This is a genomic window from Clostridium sp. 1001283B150210_160208_E6, from assembly GCF_015669365.1.
Lineage (GTDB): Bacteria > Bacillota > Clostridia > Clostridiales > Clostridiaceae > Clostridium > Clostridium paraputrificum.
The window spans coordinates 72,069-90,944 of record NZ_JADPAA010000007.1 but is presented as its reverse complement, the minus strand read 5'-3'; the positions used below and the strand labels follow the sequence as shown (position 1 = coordinate 90,944).

The window sequence follows — 18,876 nt, the reverse complement described above, 5'->3', positions numbered from 1 at the left end:
TAGCATTAAGAATATAATTTTCAATAATAGGGTTATATTTTGGGGTTAAAAAAATATAAATTTATAGAGGGATGATGAGGGGGATAGTTATGAAGAAATTTCTTAAGTTTTGTTTGATGTCTATAATTATAGTTACGTTAGCTTTTATTACTTATAAAGTGTCAGATAAATATAATTTGGACATTCTTAAGGATGATATAGATTGTACTATAATAACAAAAGGGGTAGAAAACTCTAGAGCTATAGCCTTAGATGAGAATGGTATTATGTACATAGCATTTGACGATTCTATTAAACAAATTGATAACGATGGTAAGGAAAAGCTTATTTATAAGGATAAGAACTTAAAAATTGAGGATTTAGCCTATAAGGATGGGGCTTTATATTTTATTTCTGATAGCAGATTAAATAAATTTTTATTAAGTAACAATACTGTACAAGTATTAATTGATAATATTCCTCTAGGAGGAAATGGAATAGATAGAAAACTATTAATTACTGATAAGGAAGCATATATAACAATAGGATCAGTAACTAACTCTGGAATATCAGAGGGAGCTGATTTTGATAGAACTCCAATAGATTTAACTTTAAATGGAATAAATATTGATGGCACAGGAGCTTTTAAAGGTAAGGGAATAAAATCTGAACAAGGGGAGGGGATTAAAAGTTCCCCTATAGGTAATGGAACTGTTTATAAGCTTGCATTAGAAAGTGGATCATTAGAACTTTATGCCTGTGGAATTAGAGGAATATCTGGTATTGATATTAATTCTGAAAATAATATTATGGCTATTTTTAGTGGAATGAAGGATGAGGGAATAAGACCTGTAAAAAGGGACAAAGACTATATATATGAGCTTAAAAAGAATGAATGGTATGGATTCCCTGATTTTAGTGGAGGAGATAATATTTCATCTCCTAGATTTAAAGGTGATGAAATAATAAAGCCATTACTTAAAACATATCCAAAGAAGTCGCCTCTTGGACCAATTTATCAACATACATCAGTTGATGCTTTAAAAGAGTTAGGTATAGATAAAAACGGTTTGGTTCTTGGTAAGGACACAATGGTATTTTGGGATAAGAGTGAAAATGTTATAGGAGCCTTAGATAAGAATAATGTATATAAAAAAATTCTAAAGGTAAGCAATGAGAGTTTAGTAGAAGATATTATTTTTAATGGCAATGAATTTTTGATTTTAGATAGTGGAATTGGGTGCGTTTATAATATAAAAGCTAAGGAAGGCATTCTTGGATTTACATTACCTGTTGTAGTATGGGTATTTGTATTTTTATTGGCTTTTACAATATTAATGATAGTTGTGTATAAAATGAGTAAAAAAAAGGAATAAAGTAATTAGTAAGGGGACCTGGCTACTGCTTTGGTTCCTTTATTTGTTAGTTCGTAAAAAAGAATCACCTTAAAAGTAAGAATGATTTTACATTATGTAAAATTATGGTAATATAAAATTAAGAGGTGATTTTATGGGAAAAACATTGGTTATAAATATGAAAGATATAGTTATTGAAGGGGATATATTAGATGTTGCTGGGGACACAACAGGAATAATATATAACATTTCAAAAGAGATAGATGATGAAATATCTGTAGATTATGTAGATGGAGAGAATAAGAGTTTATTAAAGCAGAGGAAGTATGGAGCTTGCACATTTTTCTTTAATTTAAATAAGGTGTGGGGAAGCAGAAAAAAGGATAGAATAATAAAAGAGATATCTCAATATTTAAACAAGGATGGAGAGATATATGTATGGGATATTAATAAGGAAAGAGGAAAAATAGTAGATAATAAAGTTAAGGTTATTCTTCCCAATGAAAAGGTAAAGGAAATAGAATTTAAGAATTATAATCCTTTATTAACATGTTCTTTCGAGGAAGTTAAAAAAATCCTTGAAAAATATTGCAAAATAGAAGAAACTAAAGTTTGGGAAGATATTTTCTTTATTAAAGCAAAGAAAATAATTGATTAACTTTAGGAGGAATAATAATGAAAATTTTACTTACAGCTTTAAATTCGAAGTTTGTTCACAGTAACTTAGCTGTTAGATATTTAAGAGCATTTACAAAGGATATGCCATATGAGTGTGCAATAAAGGAGTTTTCAATAAATGATAGAGAAGAAAATATCCTTAAAGAGATAATAAGAGAAAAGGCAGATGTAGTGGCGTTTTCAACTTACATATGGAATGTGGAAATGGTTGAAAGAATTTCTAATCTTATAAAGCTTGTAGATCCTAATATTGAGATACTTTATGGAGGCCCTGAAGTTTCTTATGATAGTAGAGTTTTTCTTGGTCAGTTTGAAGGTGACTATGTAATTGAAGGAGAAGGAGAAAAAACTTATAGAGAGTTTGTAGAATATAAGCTTGGATTAAGAGAAATAGAAGATATAAGAGGATTACATTATAAAGTAAATAATAAGGTTCTATCGAATGCAAGTAGACCACTAATGTCTATGGATGAGATTGTATTTCCTTATGAGGAAGATGAGGACTTAAGCAATAAAATAGTTTATTACGAAGGAAGCAGAGGTTGTCCTTTTAATTGTAAATATTGCTTATCATCAACTACTCATGGTGTAAGATTTCATTCTATAGAGAGAGTTTTATCAGAACTTCAGTTCTTTATTGATAAAGGCGTTAGGTTGGTTAAGTTTGTAGATAGAACCTTTAATTGTAACCATAAATATTCAATGGCTATTTGGGATTTTTTAATTAATCAAGATACAAAAACTCAGTTCCATTTTGAAATATCGGCTGATATTTTAAAGAAAGAAGAAATTGAGCTTTTAAGAAATGCACCAGAGGGAAGGTTCCAATTTGAAGTAGGGGTACAGACTACTAATGATGATGTTTTAAGAAATATAAATAGATTTGTTAACTTTAGTGATATAAAGGAGAAGGTTGTTGAGCTTCTTTCTATTAGAAATATAAAGCAACATTTAGACTTAATTGCAGGTCTTCCAGGGGAGGATTATGAATCTTTTAGAAGATCTTTTAATGATGTACATAGTATAAGACCAGAGGAAATACAATTAGGATTTTTAAAGTTATTAAAAGGTTCTTCTATGAGGGAAGAAGCAGAAAAATATGAAATGGTTTATTCTCCATATCCTCCTTATGAAATAATAAAAACAGATAAAGTATCATATGAAGAAATGATTAGGCTAAAAAAAGTGGAAGAGATGGTCGATAAATATTATAACAGTCAAAAATTTAACAATACCTTAAAGTTTTTCTATGAAAAGTATGAAACCCCTTTTGATTTCTTTTATGATTTAGGAAATTATTTTGAGTCAAAAGGATATTTTAATAGAAATATAGGAAATACAGAATATTATAAGGTATTTTTAGATTTTAATATGGAAATATTAAAGGGTGATGAAAGCTATCTTAAAGATATTATTAAATATGATTATCTATCTTTTAATAAAAGAAGAGGAATGCCTGATTTTATTAAATCAAATATAGATAAACAATTGGAACTTCAAATAAAGGATGAACTTAGAGAAAGATATTCTTTTAAAGATTACCAAATTGAAAAGTTTGATATAGATATGAGTGAGTACTTGAATACAGGAAAAATTATAAAAAAGGAATGCTTTTATTTAGTTGGTAACAATTGTGAAATTATAAAAATTTAATTGATATATCCAAATTTAAGATGGTAGAGTTTTCAATACTGATATTGTTTACAAATATCGAAAAATGTAACAAAATATGAACAATCAAATAATAAAGGTGTTGAAAAACTCTTAAAACAGTGTATAATAGAAGTGGTAAAAAGTAATTAATACTATATAAAGTACTAATTCATATTTTATTCATATTTTATTACATGGTGTGCATAAAGGTGGTGATATTTTTGGCATTAGAAGCAATAAATGAGATTAAAAGTGCAGAAGCAAAAGCTGATGAAATGATTAAAGAAGCAACATTAAGATCTAAAGAAATTGTTCAAAAAGCTTCAGAAGAAGCAGAACAAAAATATAATGAGGTAATTAGTGCTGCAAAAGAAGAATGTAATAGAGTCATGGAAAATGCTTTAGCAGAAGGTAACAAGGTGGCTGAGCCTATTTTAGAAAAAGGAAAGCAAGAGTCTGAGAATATTTATAATATCTCTGATGATAAAAAGAATAATGCTGTTAAATTAGTAGTTGAGAGGATTGTGAAAGTAAATGGCAATTGTTAAGATGAATAAATTCACTTTGCTTGCCTTTGAATCACAAAAAACGAGAATTCTAGAAAGATTACAGGGATTTGCAGAAACTGAATTTGTAAATCTTCAAGATGCTTCGCTTTTAGAAGAAAATGAAGTGTTTAGTGACCTTTCAAAGGATAGGGATGATTCAGAGTTTGCAGGGTGTGAAGAAAAATTATCTATGACTAAATTTGCCCTTGAATTTCTAAAAGATTATATTCCTCAAAAGTCAGCACTAAAGGCTATGAAGGAAGGAAAGAGACAATTAACTTTAAAAGAACTTGAAACAGAAGTTATGAGTAATAACTGGGAAGAAGTTTATAAGAAAGTTAAAGAAAAGGAAGAGGTAATAGCAAGTTTAGAAGGTGAAAAAACTAAACTACAATCTATTGTTGAATCCTTAAGACCATGGGAAGGTTTAGATGTTTCTTTTGAAGAATTATCTTCAATTAAAACTCCTTATTTCATAGGAAGTGTACCAAAGCAGTATGAAGATACTTTAGTTGCTGAAATGAATGATTATTATCTAGAAATTATATCTAGAAACAATCAGGATATGTTTTTCTTAGTAATATGCGGAGAAGAGCATAAAGAGGAAGTAAGTGACAAGTTAAGAGGGTTTGGCTTTAGTCAATTTAAGACAGATATAAAAGAAACGCCAATTAAAGTCATGCATGACAATATGGATACAATAGCTAAACTAGATTCAAAGAAGTTCTTTGTTCAAGAAGAATTATCTGGTTTTGAAGCAGGATATCATAAGTTAGAAGCTGCTAATGAATATTATACAAACCTTGTAGATAGAAAAAATGCTATAGGTAATTTCTTGAGAACAGAAAATATTACTGTCCTTCAAGGTTGGTTAGCAGTTGAAGATAATGAAAAATTAAAAGCTATCATAAAAGAAGCTTTAGGAGAAGATTATTATTTAACATTTGAAGATGTTAAAGATGAAGAAATAGATAAGGTTCCAGTAAAACTTAAGAATAATGAATTAAATAGTTCATTTGAAAATATTACTGAGATGTATGCTACTCCTAGATATGATGAAATAGACCCAACTCCGTTTGTTACACCATTCTACTTATTATTCTTTGGTATGATGGTAGCAGATATAGGATATGGATTACTTCAATTAATAGTAACTTTAGTTGCACTTAAAGCCTTTAATTTAGATGAAGGAACAAGAAAGTTTGCTAAGTTCTTCTATTACTTAAGTTTCCCTATTATTGGATTTGGAATACTTTATGGTTCATTCTTTGGAGGTATTATAGAAATGCCTTGGAGATTAGTAGATCCTAATAAGGATGTTACAACCATATTAATTGTTTCAGTAATATTTGGAGCAGTTCAAATATTCTTTGGTTTAGGAATTAAAGCATATATGTTACTTAAGGCAGGAAAACCTAAGGATGCCTTCTATGATGTAGGGGCTTGGGTAATTACTTTAGTATCAGTAGCTTTAGTTTTAGGTTCAGGTATGTTAGGTTTATCGCCATTAGTTAAAAATATAGCAATCGGATTTATGATTTTTGGTATGGTTGTAATTGTATTAACAGGTGGTAGAGAAGAAAAAACAAGAGGAGCTCAATTAGGTCAAGGTGCATATGCACTTTATGGTATTACAGGTTATGTTGGAGACTTAGTTTCATATACAAGACTTATGGCACTTGGTCTTGCAGGTGGATCTCTTGCAGGAGCATTTAACATGATAATGGGTATGATTCCAGGAGTTGCAGGAATTTTATTTGCACCAGTAATATTCGTATTTGGTCATATATTTAACCTTGCATTAGGGTTACTTGGAGCATATGTTCATACTTGTAGATTACAGTATGTTGAATACTTTGGAAAATTCTATGAAGGTGGAGGAAAAGCATTCTCTCCATTTAAGACACAAAATAAATACATTAATGTAAAGAAAGATTAGGAGGATTTTTATAATGGAAATGACTTGGATTCAATATTTATCAGAAAATTTTGGTGGTTTCGTTTTAGGAGGCTTAGGTGTTGCATTAGCAGTAGGTTTATCAGGTATAGGTTCAGCTAAGGGTGTTGGTATAGCAGGTCAAGCGGTTTCTGGATTACTTACAGAACAACCAGAAAAGTTTGGTAAGGCTTTAATTCTTGAATTATTACCAGGTACACAAGGTCTTTATGGTTTCGTTGTTGGGTTAATGGTATTATTCCAATTAAGTACTACTACTACATTAGCACAAGGTATGTACTTATTATGCGCATGTTTACCAGTTGGTATAGCAGGTTTATTCTCAGGTATAGCTCAAGGTAAAGCAGCAGCTTCTGCAGTTCAAATCTTAGCTAAAAAGCCAGAACATAACACAAAGGGTATCGTTTTAACAGCAATGGTTGAAACATATGCACTATTAGGATTCGTTATATCAATCATGTTAGTAGTTCAATTATTCTAGGATTGGGGAAGTGAAGCTATGTCAAATATAAGTAATCTGACTTCTAAAATCCTTAAGGATGCAGAAGAAAGAAAGGACAGTATTTTAGCTAAGGCTGAAAGTGAAAAAGCTTCTATAATTGAAAAAAGAAACAAGGAAGCTAAGGCACTAGAAGCTGAAATGATAGAGAAGGCAAAAAGCGAAGCTCAAACAAGAAAAGAAAGAGTTATTTCTGGAGCTGAATTAAAGGCTAGAAATGAAAAGCTTAAGGCTAAGCAAGCTATCATTGAAGAAGTATTTAATAAAAGTGTTGATGAATTATGCAAGTTAAGCGATGCAGAATATAAAACTTTTATTAAAGAAAGTATTCTTACACTTGGGATAGCTGGAGATGAAAAGCTAATTCTAAATGAAAAAGGTAAGAGTTTAGTTGATAACACATTATTAGTTGATATAAATAAAGAACTTACTTCAAAAGGTAAAAAAGGTTTATTAACTATAAGCACAGAAGTAGGTAACTTTAAGGGTGGATTTATCCTTGAAAAAGGTGGAATAGAAATAAATAATACTTTTGAAGCTTTAGTAAGCTCATTAAAGGATGAATTAGAGTTTGAAGTGGCAAATGAATTATTTAATTAAGGAGGATAAGTAATGGATATAATGCAATTTACTCAAGTTATACCAAGACTTAGAGTATTAGAAACCAGACTCCTTGATAAAGCCAAGTTAGATAGAATGATAGATTCTAAATCTGCTGATGAAGCATTAAGAGTACTTGGAGAAACTGAGTATTCAAATGTTATGAGTGGTGCAAAAAGAGCAGAAGATTATGAGGCTGTACTAAGTGATGAACTTAAGAGAGTGTATCATGAGATGTATGACATGACTCCTTGTAAAGAGTTAGTTGATATCATGAGCATGAAGTATGACTATCATAATATAAAAGTAATTCTTAAGGGAATGTTTCTTCAAAAAGATTTTTCTAATATGTTAATACATGTTGGATCAATAGAAGCATCAAAGCTAAAGGTAATTATAGAAACAAATAGCTTTGGCGATTTAAATCCAATTATGAGAGAAGCAGTGGAAGAAGCTATAAATGATTTTAACTCTAAGAAGGACCCTCAAAGAATTGATGTTATTTTAGATAAATATATGTTTGAAGAAATGAAGTATGTTGCTAAAGAATTGAATGATACCTTTACAGAAAGATATGTTAAAGCTCAAATAGATTTAACTAATGTAAAAACTCTTTTAAGAGTAAAAAAACAAAATAAAGGTAGAGAATTATTATTATCTGTATTAATTGATGGTGGAAAAATTGATAAGGATGTATTAGTATCACTGCTTAATGATGCTAATGAAAATATTTTTAGTAAGTTAAGCCATACTGATTATGCAGATGTACTTAAGAATGGTGTTGAAGACTATACAAAGAGTGGGTCAGCTGGAGTTTTAGAAAAGTTAGTAGATAACTACATCATGAATATGATGAAGGAAGCTAAGATGATTCCATTTGGAGGAGAGCCTTTACTAGCATATATTTATGCTAAGGAGACAGAAATTAAAGTAGTTAGAATTATAATGGTTGGCAAGCTTAATAATATTGCTGAGGAAGTAATAAGGGAAAGGCTGCGTGATATTTATGTTTAAGAAAATTGGAGTGGTTGGAGATAAAGATTCAGTTTTAGCTTTCAAAGCTCTAGGAATTGATGTTTTCCCAGTAGTTGAAGCTGATGAAGCAAGAAAAACTATTGATAGATTAGCAATGAATAATTATGCAGTAATATTTGTGACTGAACAAGTTGCAAAGGATATAGAAGAAACTATTGAGAGATACAATAGAGAGGTACTTCCTGCTGTAATATTAATTCCAAGCAATCAAGGAACATTAAATATAGGTATGCAAAGAATTAGCGATAACGTTGAAAAAGCTGTAGGCGTTAATATTTTATAGGAAGGTAGGTTGGTAAGTTTGAAGACCGGAAAGATAATTAAAGTTTCTGGACCTTTGGTAGTTGCTGAAGGAATGGATGAAGCTAATATATATGACGTATGTAAGGTTGGACATAAGGGCCTTGTTGGAGAAATTATCGAAATGAGAGGGGATAAAGCATCTATCCAGGTATATGAAGAAACATCTGGTATAGGTCCTGGAGATCCAGTTGTAACAACTGGAGAACCACTTTCAGTTGAACTTGGACCTGGTCTAATAGAATCAATGTTTGATGGTATACAAAGACCACTAGATGCATTTATGGAAGCAGCTCAGTCTAGTTTCTTAACAAAAGGTATATCTGTTCCATCATTAAATAGAGATAAAAAATGGGCATTTACACCTACAGTTAAAGTAGGGGATGAAGTTTCAGCTGGTGACATAATAGGTACAGTTCAAGAAACTACAGTTGTGCTTCATAAGATAATGGTTCCTTACGGAATTTCAGGTAAAGTAAAAAGCATAAATGAAGGTGAATTTACAGTTGAAGAAACAGTTTGCGTAGTAGAAACTGAAAATGGTGATAGAGAAGTTTCATTAATGCAAAAATGGCCTGTAAGAAAAGGTAGACCATATGCATCAAAACTTAATCCAGTAGCCCCAATGGTTACAGGACAAAGAGTTATAGATACATTCTTCCCAGTTGCTAAGGGTGGTGCAGCAGCTGTACCAGGACCATTCGGAGCAGGTAAAACAGTTGTTCAACACCAAGTAGCTAAATGGGGAGATACTGAAATAGTTGTTTATGTTGGTTGTGGTGAACGTGGTAACGAAATGACAGACGTTATTAATGAGTTCCCAGAACTAAAGGACCCAAGAACTGGAGAAAGCTTAATGAAGAGAACAGTTCTTATAGCAAATACTTCTAACATGCCAGTTGCAGCTAGAGAAGCTTCAATTTATACAGGTATAACAATAGCAGAGTATTTCAGAGATATGGGTTACTCAGTATCAATCATGGCTGACTCAACTTCAAGATGGGCAGAAGCTTTAAGAGAAATGTCTGGTAGACTTGAAGAAATGCCTGGTGATGAAGGTTACCCAGCTTACCTTGGATCAAGACTTGCTGACTACTATGAAAGAGCTGGTAAGGTTATTTGCCTAGGTAAAGATGGTAGAGAAGGAGCTATTACTGCTATCGGTGCAGTATCGCCTCCAGGAGGAGATATTTCTGAGCCAGTTACACAATCTACACTTAGAATAGTTAAGGTATTCTGGGGACTAGATGCACAACTTGCTTATCAAAGACACTTCCCATCAGTTAACTGGTTAACATCATACTCATTATATGCAGATAAAATTGATGCTTGGATGAATGAAAATGTATCAGATGACTGGTCAAAATTAAGAGTAGAAGCTATGTCACTTCTACAAGAAGAAGCTAATCTTCAAGAAATTGTAAGACTTGTTGGTATAGATGCATTATCAGAAAGAGATAGATTAAAGCTAGAAGTTGCTAAGTCAATCAGAGAAGATTACTTACAACAAAATGCTTTCCATGAAGTTGATACTTATGCTTCATTAGATAAACAATATAAGATGTTAAAGCTTATATTATCATTCAAGGTTGAAGCAGAAAGAGCTTTAGATGCAGGTGTTTACTTAAATAAGATTTTAGCTCTTGATGAAGTAAGAGATAGAATTGCAAGAAGTAAGTATATTCACGAAGAAGAACTAAACAAGATAGATCAAATCAGCATTGACCTAAAAGCTGAGATCGATAAGTTAATCAGCGAAGGAGGGGTTCTAGATGCTTAAGGAATATAAAACAGTTACTGAAGTAGTTGGACCTTTAATGGTTGTTGAAGGTGTTGAAGGAGTTAAATTCGATGAACTAGTTGAAATTAAACTTCATACTGGAGAAATGAGAAGAGGTAAGGTTCTTGAAGTTAATGGTTCAAGAGCAATGGTACAAATCTTCGAAGGATCTACTGGAATTAACTTGAAGGAAACTAAGGTTAAGTTCTTAGGTAGACCACTTGAACTTGGTGTATCAGAAGATATGCTAGGAAGAGTCTTTGATGGAATGGGTAGACCAAATGATGACGGTCCAAACATAATTCCTGAAAAGAGAGTAGATATAAATGGTGAAGCTATAAACCCAATGGCTAGAGACTATCCATCAGAATTTATTCAAACTGGTATTTCTGCTATTGATGGATTAAATACTCTAGTTAGAGGACAAAAGTTACCAGTGTTCTCTGCATCAGGATTACCTCATGCACAACTAGCTGCACAAATCGCAAGACAAGCAAAAGTTTTAAATTCTGATTCTAAGTTTGCCGTTGTATTTGCAGCTATTGGTATAACATTCGAAGAAGCTCAATTCTTCGTAGATGAATTTAAGGCAACAGGTGCTATAGATAGATCAGTTCTATTCATGAACCTTGCGTCTGACCCAGCTATCGAAAGAATAGCTACTCCAAGAATGGCATTAACTGCAGCTGAATATTTAGCTTATGAAAAAGGAATGCACGTTCTTGTAATTATGACAGATATCACAAACTATGCAGAAGCTCTAAGAGAAATATCTGCAGCTAGAAAAGAAGTTCCAGGTAGAAGAGGTTACCCAGGTTATCTTTATACTGACCTTTCAACATTATATGAAAGAGCAGGAAGACTTAGAGGTAAAGAAGGTTCCATTACACAAATTCCAATACTTACAATGCCTGAAGAGGATAAGACTCACCCAATTCCAGACTTAACTGGATACATTACTGAGGGTCAAATAATTCTTTCAAGAGAATTATATAAGAAAGGTGTAACACCACCAATCGATGTTTTACCTTCATTATCAAGACTTAAGGATAAGGGTATTGGTAAAGGAAAGACAAGAGAAGACCATGCAGATACTATGAACCAATTATTCTCAGCATATTCTCAAGGTAAACAAGCGAAAGAATTATCAGCAATCTTAGGAGAATCAGCATTATCTGATACAGATAAGAAGCTTGCTAAGTTTGCAGAAGCTTTTGAAAGTGAGTATGTTTCACAAGGATTTGAAACAAACAGAACTATCGAAGAGACATTAAATTTAGGATGGAAGTTATTAAAGATGCTTCCTAGAACTGAACTTAAGAGAATCAGAGATGAATACCTTGAAAAATATATGCCAAGAGAGGAAGAATAGTCTATGGCAAAATTAAATGTCAATCCTACTAGAATGGAGCTTACTAGACTTAAGAAAAAGTTAGCAACATCTACAAGAAGTCATAAGCTTCTTAAGGATAAACAGGATGAGTTAATGAGACAATTCATTAACCTTGTTAAATACAACAACACTCTAAGAGCAGAAGTTGAAGGACAATTAGAAGGTTCTTTAAAAGATTTTGTTATGGCAAGAGCTGTAATGAGTTCAGAATTCTTAGAGGAAGCAGTTGCATATCCTAAAGAGCATATTTCAGTTGAAGTAGGGGAAAAGAACATTATGAGTGTAAATGTACCTGTAATGAACTTCAAGAGGCAACTTGAGGGGGATGAGGGAAGCATTTATCCTTATGGTTTTGCAAATACTTCTTCAGAACTAGATGATGCAATAGCTAAGCTTTATGGAATACTTCCTAAACTACTAGAACTTGCAGAAGTAGAAAAGTCATGCCAACTTATGGCAGATGAAATAGAAAAGACTAGAAGAAGAGTTAATGCTCTTGAATATATGACAATTCCTCAATTACAAGAAACTATTAAGTACATTAGAATGAAGCTTGATGAAAATGAAAGATCAGCTACAACAAGACTAATGAAAGTTAAAAGTATGCTTGAACAAAGAGGATAGAAGAAAGAGGCACGAAAGTGTCTCTTTTTATTCTTTAATAGTGTGATATATTGTATTATTTAGATGGAAAGTTATATAATATTAATTTTTTTGTAATTGATTAAAAAACTACATAATAGTATAATTCTTATGTAAGTATACGGCGAAGTGTATTGTAACCTTAAAGTATAATGACAGAAAACGTTAAGGAGAAGAGTTTATAATGCAATTTAATATACAACACTATATAATAGCATTGCTAGCAACTTTCTTAATTGTATATTTAGTTATACCTCAATTAATGAAAATTGCGTTAAAAGTTGGATTTACAGATAAGCCTACAGAAAGAAAGAAGCACAGGGGAGAGATACCTCTTTGTGGCGGTTTAGGAATTTACCTAGGTTTCTTTATTGTTAGCTTTATTATGTTTAGGTGGCTAGGAATAAAGAATAGTGAATATATATGGATATTTGTAGCTACTACCTTAATCTTAGGAATTGGATTAGTAGATGATTATTATAAATCTGAGGGAAAGGAATTTCCTATATATCCAAGATTAATAGTACAGATATTTGCAGCTATTTTAGTTTATAAGTCAGGTGTAGTTTTTTTAGGGTTTACTAATCCTTTAACTGGAATATATGTATCTTTACCTGAGTGGGTTCAATTTATTTTAACTATAACCTGGATATTTGGTGTTACTACAGTTATAAATTGGTCTGATGGAATGGATGGACTAGCGGGAGGAATATCTTTAATATCCTCAATGACTTTCTTTGTTGCAGCAATTGTATTAAAACAGGGTGAATCTGCAATATTATCAATTATACTTGGAGGGGCAATTTTAGGATTTTTAAAATATAATAAATATCCAGCAAAGGTTTTTATGGGAGATTCAGGAGCTAATGTAATTGGATTTCTATTAAGTATAATAGCTATTGATGGTGCATTTAAACAAGCTACAATAATGAGTTTATTTATACCAATATTAGCTTTGGCAGTGCCTATTTTTGATAACCTATTTGTTATATTTAAAAGGTTTTCTGAAGGAAAGCCAGTTTATCAAGCAGATAGAAGTCAAATGCACTATAGGCTTGAAGAAAAGGGACTAACAGTTCAGCAAAGTGTAAATTATATAATGATTATTAGTTTAGGATGTAGTATTATTTCAATAATATTATTATTGTTAAAATACTAGTTTTAGATAATAGAGACGTGGATGAGAAATTGCTTTGCAGTTTCTCTTTATTTTTAGGTTAGAAGTAAGGTAAGAAGGATAACAAAGATAAAAAAGTTAAAAGGGATAACAAAGGTAATAAGGTATAAGCAGTACTTCGCACAGTTTAGGTAAGAAGAGTTAGTAGAGTTAAAAAAGATAAAAGAGATAACAAAGATAATTAAGATAATCAAGTTAATTAAGTTAATTAAGTTAATTAAGTTAATTAAGATAAGAAGGTTAATTGAGATGAACTTATTCAATCCCTTAGGATTGTATTCCTATTATAAGAGTCGGTAGTGGTGGAGTGAGAATTTTGTTTCTTGGTAGCTAGCTTAGATTTTTATTTTAGTTTGGTGAGGGTGGACAAGCACCAATAATTTGAAATTTTCTATAAGAAAATTATCCCTAATTATTCATTAATTAAAGGAGGGTTTTTATGTACATAGATGCTCATACACATTTAGATTATTTTAAGGAGAACATAGATAAGGCTATTGAGGATATTAATAAAAATAAAATTATTACATTAGCTAATAGTATGGATATAGATAGTTACCTTTTAAATAAGGAGTATGGAAAGAGAAGTGAGTATATAATTCCTTGTTTTGGTATTCATCCATGGAGTGCTGGAAGTTTTTCTGGAGAGTTAGAGGATCTGATTCCCTACATAGAAGAAAGTAAATTTATTGGTGAAATTGGATTAGATTATGTCTGGGTGGAAGATAAGAATACTTTTCCTAAGCAAAGGGAAATATTTAAGTTTATACTAGAAGAGAGTATAAAGAGAGATAAGATAGTATCACTTCATACCAAGGGAGCAGAGGAAGAAATTTATAATATTTTAAGTGATAATAACTATAATAAAGTTATTATCCATTGGTATAGTGGAGATTTAGACATATTAGATAAGTTTATAAAGCTTGGATGCTATTTTACTATAAGTGTTGATATTGGGTATTCTAAGGTTACAGAAGAGGTGTTAAAGCGTATTCCTTTAGATAAACTCCTTTCTGAAACAGATGGGCCAACAGCATTAGAGTGGGTTAATGGAGTTTATGGATATCCAAGTGAGGTTAAGAGAGTTGTAGATGATATTTCTAAGCTTTTGAAAAGGGATGATATTAAGTCAATAATAAGGGAAAATTGGAGAAAACTAATGGACAATGATTATTAATTATTGACTAATGAAGCAATAAGGGTTAATATGAAATAGTAAAATTAAACAAGAAAAGATTTATCTGGGGAGGCTTAAGAGGTAGCCTGAGAGGAATAAGTTATTCGACCCATGACCTGATTTGGATAATGCCAACGTAGGAAGATAAAATATGTATAATAAATAGTTATCTAACGCATAGTATTTTCAGATTAGGAAGTACTATGCTTTTTTTATTCTTTAGGAAACTATAGCTTCAATTAAATTGTGGATAACTTCAACATTTAGATGTTACTAAAGTTTATTTGTTCCTAAAGGATAAAAAATAAAATATATGCCCCTGCAAGATTTTCCTCAGGCAAGCTTCAGAAATGCAGATGGGCGAAAAAAATCGACGGCTCCACAGTCGCCTTGGCGATTTTTTTTATTCTTTAGAAGAGTATAGTATGGATCAATATACTAAAGAGAAGGAGGGGGAGTTTTGAATAAAATAAAAAGAATTAGTAACAAGTTAGTGCCATTGGTTTTCCTATTAGTTTTTTTAGCTATATGGGAAGGTGTAATAGAGTTAGGTGGAGTTGAAAAGTACATAATGCCAGCACCTACGGACATTGTTAAAGCAATAGTTAAAGATTTTAATACTCTGCTTCCACATATTACAGCTACACTATATGAGAGTTTAGTAGGTTTTATTATAGCTATAGTATTAGCACTTGTTTTAGCAATAATAATGGATTTAGTACCGTTTATAAAGAAGGGGTTATACCCACTGCTTGTAGTATCTCAAACAGTGCCAGTTATAGCTTTAGCACCTTTATTTATAATATGGTTTGGTTTTGGAGCATTACCTAAAATTATAGTAGTTGTAATAGTATGTTTCTTCCCAATTGTAATTAGTATTTCAGATGGGTTAGAAAATGTAGATAAGGATTTTATTAATCATTTTAAGCTTATGGGTGCATCTAAGTTTAAAATATTCACTCATTTAAAGCTACCATATGGGATAATTAATTTCTTTTCTGGTGTTAGAATTGCTGCAACCTACAGTATAATGGGGGCAGTGATTGGAGAATGGCTAGGAGGAGATAAGGGACTAGGTGTATATATGACCAGAGCAAGGAGTGCTTATGCACTAGATAAGATGTTCGGGGCCATTGTAATAATAGTTATATTAAGTATGGCTATTTTCTTTATGATAGGCTTAGTAGAAAGATTAGTTACACCATGGAACAAAAAGATAAAGGATGGAGGAGAATAATATGAAGAAAAAAAGAATAGTATCAATAATATCAATGGCATTAGCTTCAATAATGATGTTGTCAGGATGTGGATCATCAAAGAAAAGTGAGGGAGAAGAGGGGTTAGAAAAGGTTAAGGTTATTTTAGACTGGACTCCTAATACTAATCATACAGGTATATATGTAGCAAAAGAAAAGGGATATTTTAAAGATTTAGGGCTAGATGTAGAAATAATACAACCCTCAGAAGGATCATCACTTCAACTTGTTGCAGCTGGGAAAGGTGATTTTGCAATAACATATCAAGAGGATTTAACTTATGCAAGAACATCTGATTCACCAATGCCTGTTAAGGCAATTGCAACAATAATACAACATAATACATCAGGTTTTGCATCTCCTAAGGAGAAGAATATAAAAACAGTAAAAGATTTTGAAGGAAAGGTTTATGGCGGCTTTGGAGGTCCTAGTGAAAAGGCTATTCTTCAAGCTGTTATGGAAAAGGCAGGAGCAGATTTTTCTAAACTAACTACAGTTGATGTAGGAACTGAAGATTTCTTTATTGCCACTAAGAATAACTTAGATTTTGAATGGACTTTTGAAGGGTGGACTAATATATCTGCAAAGCTTAGAAACTTTGATATTAATTATATTCCACTAAGAGAATTAGATGAAAGATTAGATTACTATACTCCAATTATTGCTTCATCAGAAAGCACTTTAAATGAAAAGAGTGACATGGTTAAGAAGTTTATGGAAGCAACTTCAAAAGGATATGAATTTGCAATTAATAACCCTGAAGAATCAGCTGAAATTTTAGTTAAGGAAGTACCTGAAATAGATAAGGATTTAGCTGTAGAAAGTCAAAAGTTCTTAGCTAAAGAATATAAATCAGATGCAAATAGATGGGGAGAAATGAAGGATAGTGTATGGGATAATTACACTCAATTTATGTTGGAGTACAAATTAATAAACAAAGATATGAAAGCAAGCGAGGCTTATACAAATGAGTTCTTACCAGAATAAAATACTACTTAGAGGAATATCAAAATCTTTTGATAACATGGTAATTTTAAAGGATATTAATATAGAGGTTAATGAAGGGGAATTGGTATCTATAGTTGGTCCTTCAGGAAGTGGAAAGAGTACTATTTTTAATATTATAACTAATTTAATTAAGTTTGACTCGGGAGAAAAGAGAGTTAATGGGGATGTAAGTTATATGTACCAAAAGGACATGATGGTACCATGGAAAAAGGTTGTTGATAATATAGCTACTCCTCTTGTATTTAAGGGAATGGATAGGAAGAATGCAAGAAAAGAAGTTGAAAAGTATATCAGTACCTTTGGATTAACTGGTTTCCAAAATAAATATCCTAATAAGCTTTCAGGGGGAATGAAACAAAGGGCAAATTTTCTTCAAACCTATCTAACTTCAAATGATATTATGCTTTTAGATGAACCTTTTGGTGCATTAGATTCTATAACAAGAAGTAATATGCAACAATGGCTTTTAGATATAAAAAAGAATATGAACTCTACAATACTTTTAATAACTCATGATGTTGATGAAGCAGTATTACTTTCAGATAGGGTGTATGTTATTTCTGAAAAACCAGCAGTTATAAAAGGAGAAGTTAAGGTTAGCCTTCCAAAAGAAAGAGGAGAAGAAACTAAATTAACTGAAGAGTTCTTATTAATAAAACGAGAAGTAACAGATATAATGAAAAAGTAGAAAGTTTATCCATGTAAACTTATTTACAAAATGTATTAATTAGGATATAATTGATAAAAATGAATATTTCTCTTATCAAGAGAGGTGGAGGGACTGGCCCGATGAAACCCAGCAACCGATATGAATCATAAGCATATGTGGTGCTAATTCCTGCAGCGTAAAGCTGAAAGATAAGGTTATTTTGTAGTGTATTTATTTATGCCTAGAGGATTACCTTTAGGCATTTTTTTATTATTTAAATAATTGGGGGCATAAAAATGAATATAAAAGAGTTATTTGAGAACAAAAAGGTGGTATTCTCCTTTGAGATATTTCCACCCAAAACAACATCATCAATAGAAACAATTTATAAGACTTTAGAGTCATTAAAGGGACTTAGTCCAGATTATATGAGTATTACTTTTGGGGCAGGTGGAAGTGTACAAGATAATAGAACAATTGAACTTTCATCCTTAGTGAAAAATAAATATGGAATAGAGGCAGTAGCTCATCTTACTTGTATAAGTTCTACTAAAAATGAAATAGAGTATTATTTGGAAAAACTTAAAGAAAATAATATAGAAAACATTCTTGGACTTAGAGGTGATGTACCGGCAGATGGAAAGATTATTGGGGAATTTAATCATGCTAATGAGCTTATAGACTTTATAAATAAAAAGGGGAATTTTAATATAGCAGCTGCATGTTATCCAGAAGGACATATAGAGCATAAAGGGTTATATAGAGAAATAGAAAGCATGAAGAGAAAAGAAGAAGCAGGAGCATCTTATTTTATTTCTCAGTTATTTTTTGATAATAATCTATTCTATAACTTTAAGAATGAAGTTCGTGCAGCAAATATAAATCTTCCTATTGAAGCTGGAATAATGCCTGTTACAAATAAGAAGCAAATAGAAAGAATGGTAGCCTTAAGTGGTGCATCACTTCCAGATAAGTTTAAAAGAATAATGGAGAGATATGAGCATAATCCAGAAGCGTTAAGGGATGCTGGTATAGCTTATGCAGTAGAACAAATAGTAGATTTAGTATCAACAGGTGTAGAAGGAATACATTTATATGTAATGAATAATCCCTACGTTGCAGAAAAAATTTCAGGTAGCGTAGGAAGAATAATAGAATCAGTTAATAAAGTGGAATTAGTTTAGGAGGAA

At 31.4% G+C, this 18,876-nt stretch carries 18 protein-coding genes and 2 riboswitches; all 18 genes read left to right on the top strand.

Annotation, left to right across the window (positions count from 1 at the left end; translation table 11 throughout):
• Positions 1-89: 89 nt before the first annotated feature.
• The 18 genes from I4V16_RS09355 to metF all read left to right on the top strand — a co-directional run bounded on the left by I4V16_RS09355 (position 90) and on the right by metF (position 18,870).
• Complete coding sequence (locus tag I4V16_RS09355) at positions 90-1,355, top strand: hypothetical protein (protein WP_049177050.1); 1,266 nt, start codon at positions 90-92, stop codon at positions 1,353-1,355.
• 133 nt (positions 1,356-1,488) lie between these two features.
• Positions 1,489-1,992 (top strand): hypothetical protein, encoded by a 504-nt coding sequence (locus tag I4V16_RS09350; RefSeq protein ID WP_049177049.1) that lies wholly within the window; start codon positions 1,489-1,491, stop codon positions 1,990-1,992.
• Positions 1,993-2,009: 17 nt separating this feature from the next.
• A complete protein-coding gene (locus I4V16_RS09345) occupies positions 2,010-3,665 on the top strand; it encodes a B12-binding domain-containing radical SAM protein (protein WP_099314397.1) in 1,656 nt (551 codons plus the stop codon).
• A gap of 221 nt (positions 3,666-3,886) precedes the next feature.
• Complete coding sequence (locus I4V16_RS09340) at positions 3,887-4,213, top strand: ATPase (RefSeq protein WP_099314398.1); 327 nt, start codon at positions 3,887-3,889, stop codon at positions 4,211-4,213.
• On the top strand, positions 4,200-6,152 hold the full coding sequence (locus I4V16_RS09335; RefSeq protein WP_099314399.1) for a V-type ATP synthase subunit I: 1,953 nt from the start codon (positions 4,200-4,202) through the stop codon (positions 6,150-6,152). The genes I4V16_RS09340 and I4V16_RS09335 overlap by 14 nt, the downstream gene beginning before the upstream one ends.
• 13 nt (positions 6,153-6,165) lie before the next feature.
• Positions 6,166-6,651: a V-type ATP synthase subunit K gene (locus I4V16_RS09330; protein ID WP_049177045.1), complete on the top strand. Its 486-nt coding sequence runs from the start codon at positions 6,166-6,168 to the stop codon at positions 6,649-6,651.
• An 18-nt stretch (positions 6,652-6,669) separates the two neighbouring features.
• Entirely contained in the window at positions 6,670-7,269 is a 600-nt protein-coding gene (locus I4V16_RS09325) for a V-type ATP synthase subunit E (protein WP_049177044.1), read from the top strand.
• Between the two features lie 12 nt (positions 7,270-7,281).
• Entirely contained in the window at positions 7,282-8,283 is a 1,002-nt protein-coding gene (locus I4V16_RS09320) for a V-type ATP synthase subunit C (RefSeq protein ID WP_049177043.1), read from the top strand.
• Positions 8,276-8,587: a V-type ATP synthase subunit F gene (locus I4V16_RS09315; protein WP_034865825.1), complete on the top strand. Its 312-nt coding sequence runs from the start codon at positions 8,276-8,278 to the stop codon at positions 8,585-8,587. The genes I4V16_RS09320 and I4V16_RS09315 overlap by 8 nt, the downstream gene beginning before the upstream one ends.
• A gap of 18 nt (positions 8,588-8,605) precedes the next feature.
• Positions 8,606-10,384: a V-type ATP synthase subunit A gene (locus I4V16_RS09310; RefSeq protein WP_049177062.1), complete on the top strand. Its 1,779-nt coding sequence runs from the start codon at positions 8,606-8,608 to the stop codon at positions 10,382-10,384.
• Positions 10,377-11,756: a V-type ATP synthase subunit B gene (locus I4V16_RS09305; RefSeq protein WP_027096785.1), complete on the top strand. Its 1,380-nt coding sequence runs from the start codon at positions 10,377-10,379 to the stop codon at positions 11,754-11,756. Before I4V16_RS09310 ends, I4V16_RS09305 begins: the two co-directional genes overlap by 8 nt.
• 3 nt (positions 11,757-11,759) lie before the next feature.
• The gene (locus tag I4V16_RS09300; RefSeq protein WP_027096784.1) at positions 11,760-12,401 is read left to right on the top strand and encodes a V-type ATP synthase subunit D; all 642 of its coding nucleotides are present in this window, start codon (positions 11,760-11,762) and stop codon (positions 12,399-12,401) included.
• A gap of 202 nt (positions 12,402-12,603) precedes the next feature.
• Complete coding sequence (locus I4V16_RS09295) at positions 12,604-13,578, top strand: MraY family glycosyltransferase (RefSeq protein ID WP_049177042.1); 975 nt, start codon at positions 12,604-12,606, stop codon at positions 13,576-13,578.
• Positions 13,579-14,035: 457 nt separating this feature from the next.
• The gene (locus tag I4V16_RS09290; RefSeq protein WP_049177041.1) at positions 14,036-14,773 is read left to right on the top strand and encodes a TatD family hydrolase; all 738 of its coding nucleotides are present in this window, start codon (positions 14,036-14,038) and stop codon (positions 14,771-14,773) included.
• 55 nt (positions 14,774-14,828) lie between these two features.
• Positions 14,829-14,933: riboswitch (TPP riboswitch) on the top strand.
• A 300-nt stretch (positions 14,934-15,233) separates the two neighbouring features.
• On the top strand, positions 15,234-16,010 hold the full coding sequence (locus I4V16_RS09285; RefSeq protein WP_049179568.1) for an ABC transporter permease: 777 nt from the start codon (positions 15,234-15,236) through the stop codon (positions 16,008-16,010).
• Between the two features lies 1 nt (position 16,011).
• Positions 16,012-17,016 (top strand): ABC transporter substrate-binding protein, encoded by a 1,005-nt coding sequence (locus tag I4V16_RS09280; protein WP_049179569.1) that lies wholly within the window; start codon positions 16,012-16,014, stop codon positions 17,014-17,016.
• Positions 16,997-17,725: an ABC transporter ATP-binding protein gene (locus tag I4V16_RS09275; protein ID WP_099314401.1), complete on the top strand. Its 729-nt coding sequence runs from the start codon at positions 16,997-16,999 to the stop codon at positions 17,723-17,725. Before I4V16_RS09280 ends, I4V16_RS09275 begins: the two co-directional genes overlap by 20 nt.
• 69 nt (positions 17,726-17,794) lie before the next feature.
• A riboswitch (SAM riboswitch) is annotated at positions 17,795-17,902 on the top strand.
• 80 nt (positions 17,903-17,982) lie between these two features.
• A complete protein-coding gene (gene metF / locus I4V16_RS09270; RefSeq protein WP_099314402.1) occupies positions 17,983-18,870 on the top strand; it encodes a methylenetetrahydrofolate reductase [NAD(P)H] in 888 nt (295 codons plus the stop codon).
• Positions 18,871-18,876 lie beyond the last annotated feature (6 nt).

Coding starts and splice junctions, on each gene's coding strand:
- I4V16_RS09355 (WP_049177050.1), top strand. CDS start 90: ATGAAGAAATTTCTTAAGTTTTGTTTGATGTCTATAATTATAGTTACG.
- I4V16_RS09350 (WP_049177049.1), top strand. CDS start 1,489: ATGGGAAAAACATTGGTTATAAATATGAAAGATATAGTTATTGAAGGG.
- I4V16_RS09345 (WP_099314397.1), top strand. CDS start 2,010: ATGAAAATTTTACTTACAGCTTTAAATTCGAAGTTTGTTCACAGTAAC.
- I4V16_RS09335 (WP_099314399.1), top strand. CDS start 4,200: ATGGCAATTGTTAAGATGAATAAATTCACTTTGCTTGCCTTTGAATCA.
- I4V16_RS09330 (WP_049177045.1), top strand. CDS start 6,166: ATGGAAATGACTTGGATTCAATATTTATCAGAAAATTTTGGTGGTTTC.
- I4V16_RS09325 (WP_049177044.1), top strand. CDS start 6,670: ATGTCAAATATAAGTAATCTGACTTCTAAAATCCTTAAGGATGCAGAA.
- I4V16_RS09320 (WP_049177043.1), top strand. CDS start 7,282: ATGGATATAATGCAATTTACTCAAGTTATACCAAGACTTAGAGTATTA.
- I4V16_RS09315 (WP_034865825.1), top strand. CDS start 8,276: ATGTTTAAGAAAATTGGAGTGGTTGGAGATAAAGATTCAGTTTTAGCT.
- I4V16_RS09305 (WP_027096785.1), top strand. CDS start 10,377: ATGCTTAAGGAATATAAAACAGTTACTGAAGTAGTTGGACCTTTAATG.
- I4V16_RS09300 (WP_027096784.1), top strand. CDS start 11,760: ATGGCAAAATTAAATGTCAATCCTACTAGAATGGAGCTTACTAGACTT.
- I4V16_RS09295 (WP_049177042.1), top strand. CDS start 12,604: ATGCAATTTAATATACAACACTATATAATAGCATTGCTAGCAACTTTC.
- I4V16_RS09290 (WP_049177041.1), top strand. CDS start 14,036: ATGTACATAGATGCTCATACACATTTAGATTATTTTAAGGAGAACATA.
- I4V16_RS09280 (WP_049179569.1), top strand. CDS start 16,012: ATGAAGAAAAAAAGAATAGTATCAATAATATCAATGGCATTAGCTTCA.
- I4V16_RS09275 (WP_099314401.1), top strand. CDS start 16,997: ATGAGTTCTTACCAGAATAAAATACTACTTAGAGGAATATCAAAATCT.
- metF (WP_099314402.1), top strand. CDS start 17,983: ATGAATATAAAAGAGTTATTTGAGAACAAAAAGGTGGTATTCTCCTTT.